At 44.3% G+C, this 17245-nt stretch carries 22 protein-coding genes and 1 tRNA gene; 7 read left to right on the top strand and 16 right to left on the bottom strand.

The window, feature by feature from the left end:
• Positions 1-66: 66 nt before the first annotated feature.
• From rpoS to folB, 11 genes are all read right to left on the bottom strand, one after another.
• Positions 67-1062 (bottom strand): RNA polymerase sigma factor RpoS, encoded by a 996-nt coding sequence (rpoS, locus tag M9194_RS06005; protein ID WP_250611724.1) that lies wholly within the window; start codon positions 1060-1062, stop codon positions 67-69.
• 73 nt (positions 1063-1135) lie between these two features.
• Complete coding sequence (nlpD, locus tag M9194_RS06000) at positions 1136-2029, bottom strand: murein hydrolase activator NlpD (protein WP_250611723.1); 894 nt, start codon at positions 2027-2029, stop codon at positions 1136-1138.
• Positions 2030-2035: 6 nt separating this feature from the next.
• Entirely contained in the window at positions 2036-2662 is a 627-nt protein-coding gene (locus M9194_RS05995; RefSeq protein WP_250611722.1) for a protein-L-isoaspartate(D-aspartate) O-methyltransferase, read from the bottom strand.
• The gene (gene surE, locus M9194_RS05990) at positions 2662-3420 is read right to left on the bottom strand and encodes a 5'/3'-nucleotidase SurE (protein WP_250611721.1); all 759 of its coding nucleotides are present in this window, start codon (positions 3418-3420) and stop codon (positions 2662-2664) included. The genes M9194_RS05995 and surE overlap by 1 nt, the downstream gene beginning before the upstream one ends.
• Positions 3420-4463 carry a tRNA pseudouridine(13) synthase TruD gene (gene truD / locus M9194_RS05985; protein ID WP_250611720.1) on the bottom strand — a complete coding sequence of 348 codons (1044 nt, stop codon included), beginning with the start codon at positions 4461-4463 and terminating at the stop codon, positions 3420-3422. The genes surE and truD overlap by 1 nt, the downstream gene beginning before the upstream one ends.
• A 72-nt stretch (positions 4464-4535) precedes the next feature.
• Positions 4536-5012, bottom strand: a complete 477-nt coding sequence (ispF, locus tag M9194_RS05980) for a 2-C-methyl-D-erythritol 2,4-cyclodiphosphate synthase (protein ID WP_250611719.1) — start codon at positions 5010-5012, stop codon at positions 4536-4538.
• A 10-nt stretch (positions 5013-5022) separates the two neighbouring features.
• A complete protein-coding gene (gene ispD, locus M9194_RS05975) occupies positions 5023-5721 on the bottom strand; it encodes a 2-C-methyl-D-erythritol 4-phosphate cytidylyltransferase (RefSeq protein WP_250611718.1) in 699 nt (232 codons plus the stop codon).
• The gene (gene ftsB, locus M9194_RS05970; RefSeq protein WP_250611717.1) at positions 5711-6001 is read right to left on the bottom strand and encodes a cell division protein FtsB; all 291 of its coding nucleotides are present in this window, start codon (positions 5999-6001) and stop codon (positions 5711-5713) included. The genes ispD and ftsB overlap by 11 nt, the downstream gene beginning before the upstream one ends.
• A gap of 266 nt (positions 6002-6267) precedes the next feature.
• Positions 6268-7071 (bottom strand): undecaprenyl-diphosphate phosphatase, encoded by an 804-nt coding sequence (locus tag M9194_RS05965; protein ID WP_250611716.1) that lies wholly within the window; start codon positions 7069-7071, stop codon positions 6268-6270.
• A gap of 16 nt (positions 7072-7087) precedes the next feature.
• Positions 7088-7576: a 2-amino-4-hydroxy-6-hydroxymethyldihydropteridine diphosphokinase gene (folK, locus tag M9194_RS05960; protein ID WP_250611715.1), complete on the bottom strand. Its 489-nt coding sequence runs from the start codon at positions 7574-7576 to the stop codon at positions 7088-7090.
• Complete coding sequence (folB, locus tag M9194_RS05955) at positions 7573-7926, bottom strand: dihydroneopterin aldolase (RefSeq protein WP_250611714.1); 354 nt, start codon at positions 7924-7926, stop codon at positions 7573-7575. The genes folK and folB overlap by 4 nt, the downstream gene beginning before the upstream one ends.
• 125 nt (positions 7927-8051) lie before the next feature.
• On the opposite strand from folB, the gene plsY reads away from it, so the two are divergent.
• Entirely contained in the window at positions 8052-8654 is a 603-nt protein-coding gene (gene plsY, locus M9194_RS05950) for a glycerol-3-phosphate 1-O-acyltransferase PlsY (RefSeq protein WP_250611713.1), read from the top strand.
• A 69-nt stretch (positions 8655-8723) separates the two neighbouring features.
• Here plsY and tsaD read toward each other — a convergent pair whose 3' ends face one another.
• A complete protein-coding gene (gene tsaD / locus M9194_RS05945) occupies positions 8724-9746 on the bottom strand; it encodes a tRNA (adenosine(37)-N6)-threonylcarbamoyltransferase complex transferase subunit TsaD (RefSeq protein ID WP_250611712.1) in 1023 nt (340 codons plus the stop codon).
• Between the two features lie 239 nt (positions 9747-9985).
• Between tsaD and rpsU the strand changes: the two genes are divergently transcribed.
• The 5 genes from rpsU (at position 9986) to M9194_RS05920 (ending at position 14732) form a co-directional block, all read left to right on the top strand.
• Entirely contained in the window at positions 9986-10201 is a 216-nt protein-coding gene (gene rpsU / locus M9194_RS05940) for a 30S ribosomal protein S21 (RefSeq protein ID WP_001145625.1), read from the top strand.
• Between the two features lie 28 nt (positions 10202-10229).
• The gene (locus M9194_RS05935) at positions 10230-10673 is read left to right on the top strand and encodes a GatB/YqeY domain-containing protein (RefSeq protein WP_250611711.1); all 444 of its coding nucleotides are present in this window, start codon (positions 10230-10232) and stop codon (positions 10671-10673) included.
• Positions 10674-10793: 120 nt separating this feature from the next.
• A complete protein-coding gene (gene dnaG, locus M9194_RS05930) occupies positions 10794-12554 on the top strand; it encodes a DNA primase (RefSeq protein WP_250611710.1) in 1761 nt (586 codons plus the stop codon).
• A 98-nt stretch (positions 12555-12652) separates the two neighbouring features.
• Positions 12653-14512: an RNA polymerase sigma factor RpoD gene (rpoD, locus tag M9194_RS05925; protein ID WP_250611709.1), complete on the top strand. Its 1860-nt coding sequence runs from the start codon at positions 12653-12655 to the stop codon at positions 14510-14512.
• Positions 14513-14656: 144 nt separating this feature from the next.
• Positions 14657-14732: transfer RNA gene (locus M9194_RS05920), tRNA-Ile, on the top strand.
• A 98-nt stretch (positions 14733-14830) separates the two neighbouring features.
• Here M9194_RS05920 and M9194_RS05915 read toward each other — a convergent pair.
• From M9194_RS05915 to M9194_RS05905, 3 genes are read right to left on the bottom strand one after another with little or no spacing between them, the layout of a single operon-like run.
• Positions 14831-15175 carry an immunity protein Imm33 domain-containing protein gene (locus M9194_RS05915; protein ID WP_250611708.1) on the bottom strand — a complete coding sequence of 115 codons (345 nt, stop codon included), beginning with the start codon at positions 15173-15175 and terminating at the stop codon, positions 14831-14833.
• Positions 15175-15606 (bottom strand): hypothetical protein, encoded by a 432-nt coding sequence (locus M9194_RS05910; protein WP_250611707.1) that lies wholly within the window; start codon positions 15604-15606, stop codon positions 15175-15177. Before M9194_RS05910 ends, M9194_RS05915 begins: the two co-directional genes overlap by 1 nt.
• A 35-nt stretch (positions 15607-15641) precedes the next feature.
• Positions 15642-16226: a suppressor of fused domain protein gene (locus M9194_RS05905; RefSeq protein WP_250611706.1), complete on the bottom strand. Its 585-nt coding sequence runs from the start codon at positions 16224-16226 to the stop codon at positions 15642-15644.
• Positions 16227-16502: 276 nt separating this feature from the next.
• On the opposite strand from M9194_RS05905, the gene M9194_RS05900 reads away from it, so the two are divergent.
• Positions 16503-16895 (top strand): hypothetical protein, encoded by a 393-nt coding sequence (locus M9194_RS05900; RefSeq protein ID WP_250611705.1) that lies wholly within the window; start codon positions 16503-16505, stop codon positions 16893-16895.
• Here M9194_RS05900 and M9194_RS05895 read toward each other — a convergent pair.
• On the bottom strand, positions 16879-17211 hold the full coding sequence (locus M9194_RS05895) for a DUF6572 domain-containing protein (RefSeq protein ID WP_250611704.1): 333 nt from the start codon (positions 17209-17211) through the stop codon (positions 16879-16881). The genes M9194_RS05900 and M9194_RS05895 overlap by 17 nt on opposite strands.
• Positions 17212-17245 lie beyond the last annotated feature (34 nt).

Raw genomic sequence — 17245 nt, 5'->3', positions numbered from 1 at the left:
CACTTAATATTAAGTGGCCCTTTTATCATTGATGATGAGAACGAAAATGGGTGGAGATAAAAGTAGTTACTCGTCCTCTACACTGAATAAATTCTCCATATTGAGCCCTTGTTTAACAAGGATCTCTCTTAAGCGACGAAGACCTTCGACTTGAATTTGGCGAACGCGCTCGCGAGTTAAATTGATTTCACGCCCCACTTCTTCTAGCGTTGAAGGCTCATAGCCAAGCAAACCAAAACGGCGTGCTAACACTTCTTTTTGCTTCGGATTCAGCTCATCTAACCAATGGATTAAAGAAGATTTGATGTCATCATCTTGAGTCGATACTTCCGGATCTGAGTTGTTAGCATCAGGAATAATATCCAATAGCGCTTTCTCACCATCTCCGCCAATGGGCGTGTCCACTGAGCTCACTCTCTCATTCAAGCGCAACATCTTGCTCACATCGTCCACGGGTTTATCCAATTGCAGTGCGATTTCTTCTGCTGTAGGCTCGTGGTCAAGCTTTTGTGATAACTCCCTCGCGGTACGCAAGTAAATATTGAGCTCTTTCACCACATGAATAGGTAAACGAATGGTACGAGTTTGGTTCATTAACGCGCGTTCGATCGTTTGGCGAATCCACCAAGTGGCATAAGTAGAGAAACGGAATCCTCGTTCAGGATCGAACTTCTCAACCGCACGGATCAAACCTAAATTCCCTTCTTCAACTAAATCAAGTAAGGCTAAACCACGATTGCTATAACGACGGGAAATTTTAACCACTAAACGCAAATTACTTTCAATCATGCGCTTGCGAGCTGCTTCATCACCTCTTAATGCACGGCGAGCATAAAGCACTTCTTCTTCAGCGGTTAATAGTGGAGAAAAGCCAATTTCACCAAGATAAAGCTGAGTCGCATCCAAACTCTTTGTGGAGACTTCAAACTCTTCTTTCGCTTCTTCTACGGTTTCAGTGGTTGATTCATTGGTAGTAGTCAGTTCTTCTTCCGAGAGCGAATCCATCGCTTCACGATCTATCTCGAACTCTTCAACTTTTGTTGCTGTGTTGCTGATACTCATAACGCCTCCCCCTGGCGAGCTAGCAAGACATTACTACTTTTTAATGTCGCTACATTACTCTATACAAGTAAGTTTATGGTAAGTAGCGATTAGGATTCACCGACTTACCTTGATAGCGAATTTCAAAGTGCAAACGAACGCTGCTGGTTCCTGAGCTGCCCATCGTTGCAATTTTTTGGCCTGCTTTTACACTTTGTCCTTCGTGTACGAGCAACCGATCGTTGTGAGCATAAGCGCTAAGGTAATTATCGTTGTGCTTAACAATCACTAGATTGCCATAACCTCTTAGTGCATTGCCCGAATAGACAACGGTTCCTCCGGCAGTAGAGACAATTGATTGACCACGCCTACCTGCGATGTCAATCCCCTTATTGCCATGATCTCCTGCAGAATAGTTTTTTATCACTCTCCCTTTTGTTGGCCATAACCACTTAGATATTTTTTGATTTGGTGGCGATGTCTCATTTATAGGTTTTTTAACATTTTGTTTACCTTTAGATTCAACATACTCTTTTGTTTTTGATTGATCAAGCCCATTTTTTGAGTATTTTTTAGCCGATTGTTGATTTTTTGAGTTATTTTTATAACTAAGTTGTTGATTTTTGTTCGCAGTATTGGATGATAGAGAACTGGTAGGAGTTGTAATTTTTCCAACTCCTGTTCCACCGTAGGAAGGAGCAATATATGAAGGACGCCACAAATCCAACTTTTGACCTGGATGAATCGTGTATGGTTTCTTTAGGTTGTTGTATCGGATAATATCGTTGACATCTTTGCCAGTGATATAAGAGATGAAATACAGCGTATCGCCTTTCTTCACTACATAATAACTACCACGGTAACTATTGCGTGAAATAGAACCGTAATCTTTATGTAGCCCAGAAACAGGCGCAGGTGTTTGGGCAGTGCAAGCGACCATCACACTACATAGTCCCACTAACAACGCTTTTTTGGCCGAACACTTCATTTTGATTTAAGCAAGATCCCCCGCAATAAGCGGAACAAACCTTACCATCTCTACCGTTTCAGTAGAATAGTGTTCACCTTGTCGAGTGATCTTCAAGAGCTGTTGCTCGTCGTCGCCGACCGGAATCACCATTATCCCACCTTGATTCAATTGCTCCAATAATGAATTGGGTACGGACTCGGCAGCAGCGGTTACGATAATGGCATCAAAAGGCGCTTTAACTTCCCACCCTTGCCAACCATCTCCATGCTTGGTTGATACATTATAAATATCAAGCTGCTTTAGACGCCTTTTGGCTTCCCATTGCAATGACTTAATTCTTTCTATTGAATAAACATGATCAACGAGTTGGGCAAGCACCGCGGTTTGGTAACCCGATCCCGTCCCAATCTCTAGGACCTTGCTGTGACGAGATAAGTTCAACATCTCTGTCATTTTTGCGACGATATAAGGCTGGGAGATAGTCTGCCCTTGCCCAATGGGCAACGCATTGTTGTCATACGCTTGATGTACCATTGCCTGAGAAACAAAGTTTTCCCTTGGCAGTCGGTAAATCGCGTCTAATACTTGTTTGTCGCGAATACCGCTGGAGACTAAAAACCTCATGAGTCTATCTGCTTGCGGGTTCGTCATTAAGATTCCTTTAACCAATGTTCCATTGTTAATAGCGACTCATGGGCGGTAAGATCAACTTGTAACGGCGTCATCGACACTTTGCCTTGTTCAATAGCGTAAAAGTCGGTCCCCACTCCTGCATCTTGCTCTTTGCCAGGAGGCCCCAGCCAGTAGATTTCATGTCCTCTAGGATCGATTTGTTTAAGCATGGGCTCAGCGTGATGGCGTGCGCCAAGCCGAGTCACTTGTAACTCAAGCCCCTGATCATCGGCAACATCTGGAATATTAACGTTTATCAAACGATTTGTAGGAATAGGAAAACGTTGGTGCTGCATTACCAATCGTTTAGCCACGCGAGCTGCCATATCAAAGTGCACCTTACCCACTAATGACAATGCAATCGATTGAACGCCCAGAAAATGCCCTTCCATCGCCGCGGCAACCGTACCTGAGTACAGTACGTCATCACCCAGGTTTGCACCATGATTTATGCCTGATAGTAAGAGATCGGGCAAATCATTTTTCATCAGCTCATTGAGAGCAAAGTGAACACAATCAGTTGGCGTACCTTGCACAGAGTAAACATTGGGCTCTATTTCATTAACGCGAAGTGGCTGCTCTAGAGTAAGAGAGTTCGATGCGCCACTTCGATTTCTGTCAGGCGCAACAATAATGATATCAGCGATATCTCTTAACTCAGCAGCCAGAAAGCGAATACCCTTAGCGTGCACGCCATCATCGTTACTCAATAAGATTTTTAGTTTATCACCATTCATTAATAACTACGCTCGACTTCAATTTCGTTGATAAGCTCGCGCACAATAGCAGTAGCAAAACAACCCGCTTCAAGTGAAAAAGAAAGCGTGATAGTGTCTTTATCAATTTGCCACGTCAATTGGTTAGGACGCAGCATGATAGGACGCCTATCGTGCCTCATTCTATTCCCTCTAATCAGCGCCATGAGATCAGGCTCTGAATCGAGGTGTTTTTGCTCTAATTCAAGTGCTTGCGACTGAGTAGGTAACGCGTTATCTCCCGGTAGGGCCGCTGTGATTGCCACATCAGCATTGAATAACTGCTGATTGTACTGTGCGATATTGTCTTCGGTTACATTGAAAAGTGTAGAATCTTTTTGCGCGATATCACCAATAATAAGTTGATTGAAGTAGGATTTTTCTATTCTTTCCGACAAAATGGTGTTGAATATCCACGATCTTGCTGCCGACAAATACATACTGCGTTTATTGGCATTGCGAGTACGCACGTTTTCTTTGCCCCAACGACGCGCTTCTTTTAGGTTGTTACCATCACGGCCAAACCTCTGATTACCAAAATAATTTGGTACGCCTGACTCAGAAATTTTCTGCAACCTCTTTTCAACATCTTCGACGTCACTGACTTCTGTTAACGCCACAACGAAATCATTCCCTACTAGGTCTCCTGGGCGCAGCTTCTTGCTATGCCAGGAGGTCTGTAAGACTTCAATAGTTGGGTGCTTGGATAAAAACCCGGACAAATCTGGCTGCTCATTTTTTGGCAAACGCACGCTGAGCCATTGTTCCGTAACCGCGTGACGATCTTTTAAGCCAGCCCAACTGACATCTTTTGAAGCAACGCCACATGCTTTGGCAAGTTCATTAGCGACAAAAGTAGTGTTTTCACCAGTTTTCCTGATTCTCACCATGAAATGTTCACCGTGACCGGCAAAATCAAAGCCCAAACATTCGTTGACTTGAAAATGCTCAGGCTTGGCTTTTAATTTAGCTGTCGCAGTAGGTTTGCCATATAAATAAGATAGGGAGGACAACATATCTGACATGTAATTTACCATCGGAATAATCGTGTTCGACACCAGAAGAGACACTCCTCCTCTAATGTGGATATTAGAGAATCAGCCTTGAGTAAGCAGGACAACCGCTTCCGTAGCGATGCCTTCTTTTCGGCCTGTAAAGCCCAACTTCTCCGTAGTCGTTGCTTTGACATTAATATTGCGAATATCCGTTTCTAAATCTTGTGCAATAACCGCACACATAGCGTCGATGTGTGGGGCCATTTTGGGGGCTTGAGCTAAGATAGTGACGTCCGCATTGCCGAGTACATAGCCTTGCTCTTTCACTTGGCGGTAGACTTCTCTTAGCAATTTGCGACTGTCGACGCCTTTCCAAGTATCATCCGTATCTGGAAAGTGGCGTCCGATATCCCCCTTCGCGATTGCCCCTAATAAGGCATCACAAAGCGCATGTAAGGCAACATCGCCATCCGAATGGGCTACTAACCCTTGCTCATAAGGTATCTCAACGCCACCTATAGTAATCGGCCCTTGCCCACCAAATTTATGTACATCAAAACCATGACCAATTCGAATCATTGTCATTCCTCTAAGGTTGCTTATTTAAATAGTATTTGGCGAGATCAAGATCTTCTGGCTGGGTGATCTTAATGTTGTCTGCACGACCTTGAACCAATAACGGCTGAAATCCAGCCCATTCCATTGCTGACGCCTCATCAGTAATCGTAACGTTCTCTTGCAAAGCCTTGGATAATGCAGAGCGTAGTGGCTCGGTTCGGAACATCTGTGGCGTGAGGGCATGCCAAAGTAATTCTCTTTCCACCGTATGCTGAATTTGCGAAGTCGCGTCGGATCGTTTCATCGTGTCACGAACAGGCGTCGCCATAATGCCGCCAACCGTATGACTCATTGCTTGGTTTATTAATTTGTCTATATCAGCTAAGCAAACACAAGGCCTTGCAGCATCATGGACCATCACCCAATGCGCCATGTCGTTTGAGGCTACATAATCAAGAGCTGATAGCACAGAGTCTGCTCGCTCACCTCCCCCACTAACTCGAATAACCTCTTGCTTATCTGACAAAGGCAATTGGGCAAAGTAAGGATCATGTTCTGAAATAGCGACAACGACTCGAGCAATACTCGAATGAGACAAGAGCTTTTCAATGGTGTGTTCAAGTACGGTTTTGTTGCCGATAGTTAAATATTGCTTCGGCCGATCGGCTTGCATTCGGCTTCCCACGCCCGCTGCAGGCACAATCGCCACTATGGAAGGTTTATTGGTCATACGACTTCGCTCCGTCAGTCAAACGATAGAATGTTTCCCCTTTTTTGACCATGCCTAACTCGTGACGCGCTCTTTCTTCAATCGCATCCAGCCCTTGGCGAAGATCATCAATTTCAGCAAACATCTCATCATTGCGCACTTGCAAACTGGCGTTGACCTTTTGCTGTGCTTGAATTTCGCTACTGACGAGTTGGTACTCGGTAATGCCATTCTTACCAAGCCAGAGCTCGTATTGTAACCAGCCCAGTATCACCACTAAGGCTAAGGTAAAAATTCGCATAACATTATATCTATTGAGGGTATTACTGTTAGGCCACATATATAACATAAACGTACATATCATTCGATAAAGGATTGATTATCAACGCGTCTCGAAGAGAGTTTGTCGACGCTTGGTCAATTCACCCGCTGATTTTGGCGACAAAGCCATCAATGCTCTAACTATGTAGTTTATACCCAAGTGGCCCGTGAAGGCAGAATGTATCATCAAAACTGCCAACAAGTTTATCATTAACGCGCTACTTTTTAACTCCGAGATAACATTTTTTAGCTGAGAGATAAAAAGACAAATAGCGCAGCACCTAGCAATAGCCTATAGATAACGAAGGGCGTCATGCCGATGCGATTAATCAAAGCTAGGAAAAAGTGGATGCATATGTAAGCGCTAACAAAGGATGTCACTATGCCTACGGTTAGAAATCCCACATGAATAGGCTCGCCACTTATTGCCAGCTTCAACCCTAAATATCCTCCAGCCAATAAGATGATTGGAATAGACATTAAAAAAGAAAAGCGAGCCGCGGCTTCGCGAGTAAAGCCAAGGTACAATGCAGCGGTCATCGTAATGCCTGAACGTGACGTACCTGGTATCATAGCGATAGCCTGCGCTACACCGATAAATAGCGCTTTTTTCCAATCCGCCTGATACTCGTCGTCCGTTAACTTGGATACCTTGTCTGCCCACCATAACAGTACAGCAAATACTATCGTCGTGGTGGCAATGACCCAAGCACTGCGTAAATACAGCTCGATAACATCTTTCATTAGCAAGCCAAACAGGGCGGCTGGGAGCGTGGCAACAATGATCATCCAGGCCAATTTGGCTTCTTTGCTTCTATTGCCTTTAAACAATGAAGCAAAAAATGCGCTGAGCAACGCGACCACTTCGTGACGAAAGTAGATCACCACCGCTGCCAACGTGCCGACATGAACCGCCACATCAAAAGCAAGCCCTTGATCTTGCCAACCCAATATCGCAGAAGGAAGGATAAGGTGTGCCGAGCTAGAAATAGGTAAAAACTCGGTTAGCCCTTGAATCAGGGCTAACAAAAACGACTCCATGTAACTCATAGTTTCCTTGACCTTTCTAAACCTCGAACCAGCGCTCGACAGGTTTAAGTAAATCTAATTGGGTTGAATTTTGCCAAACTTGGCGGATGCTTTTGCAATCAGACGGTATGACTCTGTCAGGGCAGAGCTCATACAGCGGCTGGATCACGAAGGGGTATTTGTAGATATCGATACGTGGGATCTGCGGATCTTGCTGAGAGATTTCTTCACCAAATAGGATCAAGTCGAGATCTAGGGTACGGTCTTGATATTTGGCGCTGTGCTCTTTTCTGCCCCAATCTATCTCAATCTCTCGCAGCTTGCGACTGAACTCAGCTAGAGAGAAGTCGGTTTGCAATTCCACCACAAAGTTATAAAAAGCTCGGCCATCAAACCCTAATGCTTCACATTCATAAATTGTTGAGACTTTAAGAGAACATCCTAATTTAGAGAGTTCCTTGACCGCCACTTCTGAATGCTTACAAGGTTCAATATTTGAGCCCACTCCAACATAGGCTACTGTCATAAGCTACCTCGCTCAATGACAACACCGACACCTTTAGCTTGAGGAACCGCACCAGGTTTGGTCAGACGAATTTTGATCCAAGGCACAGAAAATTCAGACATGACGAGACTCGCCACTTCTTCTGCTACGCGCTCGACTAGCAAAAATCTGCCTGACTCAATATGTGTCAAAATGGCTTCGCTGACCGTCGCATAATCCAATGCGTCAGCCACATCATCACTCGCCCCTGCTCGGCGATTATCGTGAGCCATTTCAATGTCTAGTACTAACTTTTGTTTTATTTCTTGTTCCCAATCGTAAACACCAATCGTGGTGATGGCTTCTAGCTGTTCGATAAAAACTTTATCCATAGTCATTCGTGTCCTATACCGCTTATGGTCGAAATATGAGAAAAAAATCGTACTAAATTGGTGATTCGCGATATCATACCAACTAGTGGGACACAGAGCATTATTTTCAAGTAATAAGAAAGACCATGACCTCATTAACACTTGCGATCATCATTTTCGCTTACCTACTTGGCTCAATTTCGAGTGCGGTGTTGATTTGTCGTTTACTCAAGCTACCCGATCCACGCAGCGCTGGTTCCAACAACCCTGGCGCGACGAACGTGCTACGTATTGGTGGAAAAAAAGCGGCGCTCGCAGTGCTATTGGCCGATATGCTAAAAGGAACGATTCCCGTTTGGGGCAGTTACTATTTGGGTGTCGACTCTCTGATGTTAGGCGTGATTGCCATTGCCGCCTGCCTTGGTCACATGTACCCGATTTTCTTCCACTTTAAAGGTGGTAAAGGTGTAGCAACTGCACTGGGCTCGGTTGCCCCTATTGGTCTTGGCTTAACTGGGCTTATTGTCGCAACTTGGCTGGCCATTGTGGTGGTGTTTCGTTACTCCTCGCTCGCTGCCATCGTAACCGTTCTACTCACACCATTTTATACTTGGATGGTTCGACCTGAGTTCACCTTACCCGTTGCCATGCTATGCTGCTTAATCGTGCTGCGCCACCATCAAAATATCCGCCGCTTATTTGAAGGCACTGAGCCTAAGATTGGTCAAAAGCAAAGCAGCAGTAGTTAACGAACAACCAGCTAAATAAAAAAACGGCCGCTTAGCGCGACCGTCATCGACTTAACAAGCTTAGCTATCTTAGCTATTTTCAATTGGCTGCAACTCATCGATGGGCCAACGTGGTCGCACATGAATAGATAAATCGGCCACTTCACCATTTTTCAATCTCTGCATGCCCGCATAAGCAATCATAGCGCCATTGTCGGTACAAAACTCGGTGCGTGGGTAATACACCTCACCACCAATACTAGTCGCAAGTTCTTCAAGAGATTGACGCAGTTGCTTGTTCGCACTCACGCCACCGGCAATCACAATTCGCTTCATACCAGTTTGCTTTAATGCCCGTTTGCATTTAATCACTAATGTATCGCATACCGCTTCTTGGAATGCATAAGCAATATCCGCGCGAGTTTGCTCATCATTATCATGGGCCGCGATGGTATTGGCGGTAAAAGTCTTAAGACCTGAGAAGCTCATATCCAGACCCGGACGATCCGTCATTGGCCGTGGAAACTTAAACCGACCTGGAGTACCTTTTTGCGCCAATCGTGACAATATCGGCCCGCCAGGATAATCCAGCCCCATTAGTTTAGCGGTTTTATCAAACGCCTCTCCGGCAGCATCATCTATCGATTCACCCAAAATTGCGTAACCGCCAATCCCGTTCACTTCGACCAGCATGGTGTGCCCACCCGAGACCAACAGGGCAATAAATGGAAATGGTGGTGGCGTCTCCTCAAGCATAGGTGCAAGCAAATGCCCTTCCATATGATGAACCGGCACCGCAGGAACGCCCCATGCGTAAGCCACACTACGACCAATGGATGCACCCACCATCAAAGCTCCGACTAAACCAGGCCCTGCCGTATAAGCCACACCATCGATGTCTTTTGAGGTTAAGTTTGCATCTGCCAGTGCTGCTTTGATAAGCGGTAGTGTCTTCTTTACATGATCACGAGAGGCAAGCTCTGGCACCACGCCACCGTAATCAACATGCAGATCAACTTGGCTATATAGTTGATGGGAAAGCAATCCCTTTTCATCGTCATAAATTGCAATACCTGTTTCATCACAGGAAGTTTCGATGCCAATAATGCGCATAGTTTTCTCAATATGCCGTGTCAGAATTTCAAAATTGGCGCAATCTTACCTTGCCTTTCCCCAGCAAACAAATTTTGTACAGACTATAATCGACAAAATGCTTTACAAACTCACTCGGATCGGATTAAAATTCCGCACCAATTTTGATCTAGCTGGTTAACGACCGACCAAGACAAAACGTCTTTGAGTTGAGTCAAAAGATGCCAGCATTAACGAATAACCCCTGAGGTGAAAGGCATATGCCAGTAGTTAAAGTACGTGAAAACGAACCGTTCGACGTTGCACTACGTCGTTTCAAGCGCTCTTGCGAAAAAGCAGGTATCCTATCTGAAGTACGTCGTCGCGAGCACTATGAAAAACCAACAACAGTTCGTAAACGCGCTAAAGCAGCAGCTCAAAAGCGTCACGCTAAGAAGCTAGCTCGCGAAAACGCACGTCGTGTACGCTTGTACTAATAGTTAAACTTCTAAAAGGAATTTAACTATGGCTCTCATTGAACAACTCAAAGAAGAGCAAAAATTAGCGATGAAAGCCAAGGACAAACCGCGCCTTGGCACTATCCGTTTGGCCCTATCAGCAATTAAACAGCGTGAAGTTGATGAAAAAATCACTCTAAGTGATGAGGACATCCTTGCTGTGCTGACTAAAATGGTCAAACAACGTCGCGATTCTGTCTCTCAATATGAATCCGCTGGTCGTCAAGACCTTGCCGATGCAGAAAAAGCAGAAATCACAGTGCTTGAGGAATTTATGCCTCAACCATTGAGCGAAGAAGAAGTAAGCGCGCTGCTTGAAAGCGCAATTGCAGAATCTGGTGCTGCTGGTATGCAAGACATGGGCAAAGTCATGGGCGTGCTCAAGCCAAAGATTCAAGGCCGAGCAGACATGGGCAAAGTCAGTGGTTTAGTTCGCGCTAAACTGTCTTAAGCTCAAGTAAATTTCTAGCAAACCGTGCTATCCTTTGGGACGCGCGGTTTGTTTGTCTCTAGGGGCTGTTGACCGAAAGACATTTTCTCTCAAGCATCGTTTCCTTATTTGTTAGGTTTTATGGCTGGACACATCCCAAGACAGTTTATTGATGACCTCCTAGCTCGTCTCGATATCGTTGACGTGATCGACGCGCGAGTAAAACTTAAGAAACAAGGAAAAAACTACGGAGCTTGCTGCCCGTTCCACAACGAAAAAACGCCGTCATTTAGCGTTAGCCAAGAAAAACAGTTCTATCACTGCTTTGGTTGTGGTGTGCATGGTAATGCGATTGATTTTTTGATGGAGTACGAGCGCCTTGACTTCGTGGATACCATCGAAGAGCTCGCTTCTCTGGTGGGCGTCGAAGTACCTAGGGAGCAACGTAACCCTAACTCCTCACCATCAAACCAACCACGTGCGAACAGCGAACAAAAAAGAAGCCTATACGATTTGATGACGAGCATTGGCCAGTTTTATCGCCAGCAACTGAAACAATCGACCAATCGTGCAGCCATTGATTACCTGAAACAGCGCGGCCTATCCGGTGAGATCGTGCAAAAGTTTGGCATTGGCTATATTGCTGATGAGTGGGATCTGGTGCGCAAGAACTTCGGCCAAACCAATGAGAGCCAAGACATGTTGGTCTCTGGTGGTATGCTGATTGAAAACGATAAGGGTAATCGTTATGACCGCTTCCGTGGTCGAGTCATGTTCCCAATTCGCGATAGACGAGGCCGGGTGATTGGCTTTGGTGGGCGAACACTTGGTGATGGTACCCCGAAATACCTCAACTCGCCTGAAACGCCAATATTCCATAAAGGCAAAGAACTGTATGGTCTTTATGAAGTGCTGCAAGCCCATCGAGAGCCAGAGCAAATCTTGGTGGTTGAAGGCTATATGGATGTGGTTGCCCTAGCTCAATATGGCGTGGACTACTCGGTCGCCTCATTGGGTACATCAACAACAGGCGATCACTTACAAGTCTTGTTCAGGCAAACCCATACCGTCGTCTGCTGTTACGATGGTGATAGAGCAGGTAAAGAAGCCGCATGGCGAGCCTTAGAGAACGCACTTGCCTACCTTAAAAGTGGCCACACTCTTAAGTTTTTGTTTTTGCCCGATGGCGAAGACCCAGACAGCTACATTCGACAGCATGGTCGTGAAGCATTTGAAAATAAAATTCAGCAGGCAACCCCTTTATCAAGTTACTTATTTGATAATTTGATTGAGTTGCATCAGATTAATTTAGGCAGCAACGAAGGTAAGTCTGCACTAAGAGCGCAAGCATCTAACCTAATTAATAAAATTCCAGATCCCTACTTTCAAGAACTATTAGAAAAAATACTCGATGAACGGACTGGGTTTGACAATCAGCTAAGGCAGAAAAAAAAGCCAGCAAGGCAAGTGATTCATAATGCTCAGAAAGAGATAAAGCGCACGCCAATGCGCGAAGTTATTGCTTTGCTAATTCAAAATCCGAGCTATGCTGATATGGTACCCGAGCTTGATAGCCTTAAAGAGCTAACATTACCGGGATTAAGTTTGTTTATGGAGGTGCTTGAATATTGTCGCACGCACCCCCATATCAAAACGGGCCAGTTATTAGAGTACTGGCGAAATAAAGAAAATGAGACTCTTCTGTCTCGTCTCGCAAGCTGGAATATTCCGCTTAACGAAGACGACAATCAAGAAGATATATTTTTGGACTCACTGGACAATATATTTGCCCAATGTGTCGAGAAACAAATTGAGAACCTGCAGGCCAAAGCAAGAAGTGTCGGTTTATCAACCGAAGAGAAGAGGGAGCTGCAAGCTTTAATGCTTGATTTAAAAGCGTAACCCTGTTTGATTAGTCAGCAATGAAAAAATTTGTTAGTATTCGTGGTTTGCAATTCGCATACTAATTCCTTCACCAGATACGAAGTTGGATACCGTCTATGGATCAAAATCCGCAGTCACAGCTCAAAATACTTGTTATAAAAGGCAAGGAACAGGGCTATCTGACCTACGCCGAAGTTAACGACCACCTACCAGCAGAGATCGTCGACTCTGAACAGGTTGAAGACATTATTCAGATGATTAACGACATGGGCATTAAAGTAGTGGAAACTGCGCCTGATGCCGATGACCTCGCTCTGAACGATGACAACACCATCACTGATGAAGACGCTGCTGAAGCCGCTGCTGCTGCACTTTCTAGTGTAGAAAACGAGATTGGTCGCACCACGGATCCTGTCCGCATGTACATGCGTGAAATGGGTACTGTTGAGCTATTGACTCGAGAAGGCGAAATCGACATTGCGAAACGCATTGAAGATGGCATTAACCAAGTACAAAACTCCGTTGCTGAATATCCAGGCACTATCCCTTATATTCTTGAGCAGTTTGATAAAGTTCAAGCAGAAGAGCTCCGACTTACTGATCTTGTGTCAGGTTTTGTAGACCCGAACGATGATGAGACAACAGCCCCGACAGCTACTCACATCGGTTCTGAACTTTCAGAAAGCGATCTTGAAGACGAAGACGATGAAGATGTCGATGACGACGATCGTGAAGACAGTGATGATGACGACGAAGAAGATAGCGGCATCGATCCAGAGCTTGCTTTGGAGAAATTCACTGCACTTCGTAATACATTCCAAGATTACCAGCTAGCCGTTAACGAGCATGGCACAGAAAGTGGCCAAGCATCTAAAGCGCAAGAGCTAGTACAAGAAGTCTTCGCTGAGTTCCGCTTAACACCCAAGCAGTTTGACTACTTGGTAGATGAGCTGCGCACCTCTATGGATCGCGTAAGAACGCAAGAGCGCCTTATCATGCGCCAAGCGGTTGAATACAGCAAAATGCCTAAGAAGTCTTTTATTGCCCTCTTTACTGGCAATGAGTCTGACGAAGCATGGCTGGATGAAGTATTGGCCTCTGACAAACCTTACGTTGAAAAACTCAAAGGCTTTGAAGAAGAGATCCGTCGCTCTATCCAAAAGCTAAACACGATCGAACAAGAAACCTCTTTGAGCGTACAAAGCATCAAAGACATCAGCCGTCGTATGTCTATCGGTGAAGCAAAAGCTCGCCGAGCCAAGAAAGAGATGGTTGAAGCGAACCTACGTCTGGTAATCTCTATCGCTAAGAAATACACCAACCGTGGTCTACAGTTCTTGGATCTTATCCAGGAAGGTAACATTGGTTTGATGAAAGCAGTAGATAAGTTTGAATACCGTCGTGGTTATAAGTTCTCAACTTATGCAACATGGTGGATCCGTCAGGCCATCACTCGCTCAATTGCAGACCAAGCTCGTACGATCCGTATTCCGGTGCACATGATCGAAACGATCAACAAGCTAAACCGTATCTCTCGTCAAATGCTACAAGAGATGGGTCGTGAGCCGTTACCGGAAGAGCTGGCTGAACGCATGCAGATGCCAGAAGATAAGATCCGCAAAGTGCTTAAAATTGCCAAAGAGCCAATCTCAATGGAGACACCAATCGGTGACGACGAAGATTCGCACTTAGGTGACTTCATCGAAGATACAACGCTTGAGCTACCACTAGACTCAGCGACCTCTGGTAGCCTAAAAGTGGCCACCAAAGACGTGCTAGCAGGCTTAACGCCTCGTGAAGCGAAAGTACTTCGTATGCGCTTTGGTATCGATATGAATACGGACCACACTTTGGAAGAAGTTGGTAAGCAGTTCGACGTAACTCGTGAACGTATTCGTCAAATCGAAGCAAAAGCACTGAGAAAACTACGCCACCCTAGCCGCTCAGAAACCCTGCGCAGCTTCTTAGATGAGTAGTTTTTAAACACCCTATAGAAAAAGCGAGCTTCGGCTTGCTTTTTTTTTGACCAAACAGTTTAAGTGGGCAAAAACTAAGCGAAATTACCCCCTTCAACACCTAGACACCACCATACGCATCCCCTATAATCATGCACCTAGATTGGCCCCTTAGCTCAGTGGTTAGAGCAGTCGACTCATAATCGATTGGTCCGCAGTTCAAATCTGCGAGGGGCCACCATATACAATAAGGCCTGAGAGCATTTTCGCTTCTCAGGCCTTTTTCGTTAAAATGTATTTATAGCAGTTTAAACCTTCTACTGCTCATTCTCCGACGGACTAAGCATCAAGTTCAGAGTCAAACCAGACATCTTCATAGTCTTCTTCAATCAAAAACCTCCAGCCTTCTGGTAGCGCTAAGTACGGAAGAACGATTTCTGCATGCTTACTTAAGTGCGTTCCGTGCAAAGGAAGAAAAAAGTCTGGATCATCTGACCATTCACCAGCCCAAAAATACCAACCACTAGTGCCATTCTCTTCTTTTACACGAACGCCATTAATTGGTCGCTCGCCATCTAAAACCGCTTGTGAAATTCCTATTTTCAAAGATAAGTCGCAGGGCTTGTAATTTGCTGAGAACCTTTTACATAACTTTCTTTGTCGGAATTGAAGTTCATTGGACATTATCTTAACTCTTTCACTGCTTTCATATTACAGCGTAGATTCTCACCTAATGTATGAGATAAGCCAATAAACAAAGTAGCACTGCTATCAAAGCAAACAATTTCAAAGAGCGAGCTTTTAAGCTGCTTCTTCGCGTGACCATTCCACAAATCTGCGTTTCCATCAGCAAAAGGCTTCTCTGTTGTGAAAGGCTTTGTACCTTTAGGAAAAGCCGAAACAACAGCCCAAGAAAATTGGTAATCGCACTCTTTCAACTTCTTGTGCAAGTTTTCACCTAGAACCCAAGACGGGTCATTTAATTCATCCCACGCACCTTCAATATCTGAAAAATGCCAATCATACTCTCTCAGATCAATACCAAGCCAACTCTCAACATCGAGTAAACTTGTGTACCACTTAACCTCTGGGCAGTTTTCTACAATGAAATTCAAAATACTAACTAACCTCTTCTGAGCATATTTTTATCCTACACAACAGATTTTCTGTCTACTTCCCAATAGCTCAATTCCTGCTCTTCAAATATACCTTCAAGTGCATCGAGCCCATGCTTAACTTTATAAGCACTTTCATTTTCTGTTATAGGAAGAAGCCAATAGACATGAGCGTGCCCATCTTTTAGATTGCAAATTTCTAGATCTGGCCCGAACGGATAAGGAAGAGAGAGTAGAAGATGATCACACATGCTATTTGATATCCACGGCTGACCAATAGATAAGCTGAAGCCAAGCTTTACATTACGTGTTTGATGATAGTATGCAACCATAGCCAACAATTCAACGCACCTTGGATTCTCTTCGTCGGATAGCATGACAAACTCAAGCCTGCCTGAGTCAGGGTGCTCAATAGAGCTAACTCCTATAGTGCCATAAACCCATAAATCTATTTCTGACCCTGGGCTAGCACGAAAAACGCGAAATTGCGGGATGGCCTCCAATACAGGCCCTGCATACCAAGAAAAAATTTCGTGTTCATGCCCCTGAAAAAAATCACAGTAATGATTTAGTACTTGTTCGTTTAAGGAGAGTGACAAGTCTTCATGAATGTTAGTCATATATGAATTTGACGTTATAATCGTTCTTCACTGGGAACTGATTATATCTAGATGATTTTCAATAATGAACCGTATTGTTCCGATAAAGAAAAAACCTGAAGATAGTGACTACCAGTTTTTGTGTGGCTGTGACGTATCAGAGCTAGAACGCCCTCACTTAGTTTTGCGTGAGTCACTTTTTAGATAAAGAACCAGATCTCGAACAATTTGCAAACTTAGAGCCGGGAACAGGCGCTGAGAGAGAATCAATACAGCATGATTGGGAGTTTTTCGAACTTGAGTAAAATAAGAGCTATAAGAGAAAAACAAAGCAAACAATATCAACGCTGTGACCAGTTAATTCGCCGTAAATTCTCAGTATCCAATATGAGTGATTCAAAGTGGATAAGACTACTAAGAATTGCTAGCCAACTATACTCCGATATCAACACCATAGATTTCAAGTTGGTCAACAGCGAAGACGTACGAAGGACTTTCGTGGAAGAGTTTGAAGAGCACGTAGATGAACAATTTTTTCGAGAGCCTATTCTCTACAAAGAAATTGAATGGCTTGAGTTTCCTGATAGTGAGAACTCGAAACTAGACGTGCTCCGCTTGAAGCTCAAAGAAAAAGGGCACTTTCCATTACTTGATACCTCTTCGGGGTTACGCGTTATTGGGTATGAATAGCTTGAACTTTGTATTGAAACTTTAATCCTAAGCCAGATATAAATTCATCTACACGAGACAAAAAGTTAATTGCTGCCTGATCAGGTTCATATTGGCAGACCAGAGAAATTACTACATTTCTTTCTTTTGCATCGTTATATGACCTAAGCAGTTCACCACTTTCAATGAAGCTTACGTAGTTATTTAACTTATCTTGTAAAGCTAATAAGTGCTCTGATGAGCCCCATTCGAGATGATCGCTAATAGTAAGAATAACTTGGTTATCTTCGTCTAAAACACTAATTATATCGACGACATTGGTTTGAGTAACCGACATACAATTCCTCTAATTAAAACTATCATTCGCGAGT

This window comes from Vibrio sinus, assembly GCF_023634645.1.
GTDB lineage: Bacteria > Pseudomonadota > Gammaproteobacteria > Enterobacterales > Vibrionaceae > Vibrio > Vibrio sinus.
This window is presented reverse-complemented; position numbering and strand designations above follow the sequence as displayed.

Excerpts from the sequence above, each read along its gene's own strand:
- dnaG (WP_250611710.1), top strand. The coding sequence starts at position 10,794 with ATGGCTGGACACATCCCAAGACAGTTTATTGATGACCTCCTAGCTCGT.
- surE (WP_250611721.1), bottom strand. The coding sequence starts at position 3,420 with ATGAATGGTGATAAACTAAAAATCTTATTGAGTAACGATGATGGCGTG.
- folB (WP_250611714.1), bottom strand. The coding sequence starts at position 7,926 with ATGGATAAAGTTTTTATCGAACAGCTAGAAGCCATCACCACGATTGGT.
- ispD (WP_250611718.1), bottom strand. The coding sequence starts at position 5,721 with ATGACCAATAAACCTTCCATAGTGGCGATTGTGCCTGCAGCGGGCGTG.
- M9194_RS05935 (WP_250611711.1), top strand. The coding sequence starts at position 10,230 with ATGGCTCTCATTGAACAACTCAAAGAAGAGCAAAAATTAGCGATGAAA.
- rpoS (WP_250611724.1), bottom strand. The coding sequence starts at position 1,062 with ATGAGTATCAGCAACACAGCAACAAAAGTTGAAGAGTTCGAGATAGAT.
- M9194_RS05965 (WP_250611716.1), bottom strand. The coding sequence starts at position 7,071 with ATGAGTTACATGGAGTCGTTTTTGTTAGCCCTGATTCAAGGGCTAACC.
- M9194_RS05905 (WP_250611706.1), bottom strand. The coding sequence starts at position 16,226 with ATGACTAACATTCATGAAGACTTGTCACTCTCCTTAAACGAACAAGTA.
- truD (WP_250611720.1), bottom strand. The coding sequence starts at position 4,463 with ATGTCAGATATGTTGTCCTCCCTATCTTATTTATATGGCAAACCTACT.
- plsY (WP_250611713.1), top strand. The coding sequence starts at position 8,052 with ATGACCTCATTAACACTTGCGATCATCATTTTCGCTTACCTACTTGGC.
- rpoD (WP_250611709.1), top strand. The coding sequence starts at position 12,653 with ATGGATCAAAATCCGCAGTCACAGCTCAAAATACTTGTTATAAAAGGC.
- M9194_RS05995 (WP_250611722.1), bottom strand. The coding sequence starts at position 2,662 with ATGACGAACCCGCAAGCAGATAGACTCATGAGGTTTTTAGTCTCCAGC.
- M9194_RS05895 (WP_250611704.1), bottom strand. The coding sequence starts at position 17,211 with ATGTCGGTTACTCAAACCAATGTCGTCGATATAATTAGTGTTTTAGAC.
- M9194_RS05915 (WP_250611708.1), bottom strand. The coding sequence starts at position 15,175 with ATGTCCAATGAACTTCAATTCCGACAAAGAAAGTTATGTAAAAGGTTC.
- rpsU (WP_001145625.1), top strand. The coding sequence starts at position 9,986 with ATGCCAGTAGTTAAAGTACGTGAAAACGAACCGTTCGACGTTGCACTA.
- ftsB (WP_250611717.1), bottom strand. The coding sequence starts at position 6,001 with ATGCGAATTTTTACCTTAGCCTTAGTGGTGATACTGGGCTGGTTACAA.
- nlpD (WP_250611723.1), bottom strand. The coding sequence starts at position 2,029 with ATGAAGTGTTCGGCCAAAAAAGCGTTGTTAGTGGGACTATGTAGTGTG.
- ispF (WP_250611719.1), bottom strand. The coding sequence starts at position 5,012 with ATGATTCGAATTGGTCATGGTTTTGATGTACATAAATTTGGTGGGCAA.
- folK (WP_250611715.1), bottom strand. The coding sequence starts at position 7,576 with ATGACAGTAGCCTATGTTGGAGTGGGCTCAAATATTGAACCTTGTAAG.
- tsaD (WP_250611712.1), bottom strand. The coding sequence starts at position 9,746 with ATGCGCATTATTGGCATCGAAACTTCCTGTGATGAAACAGGTATTGCA.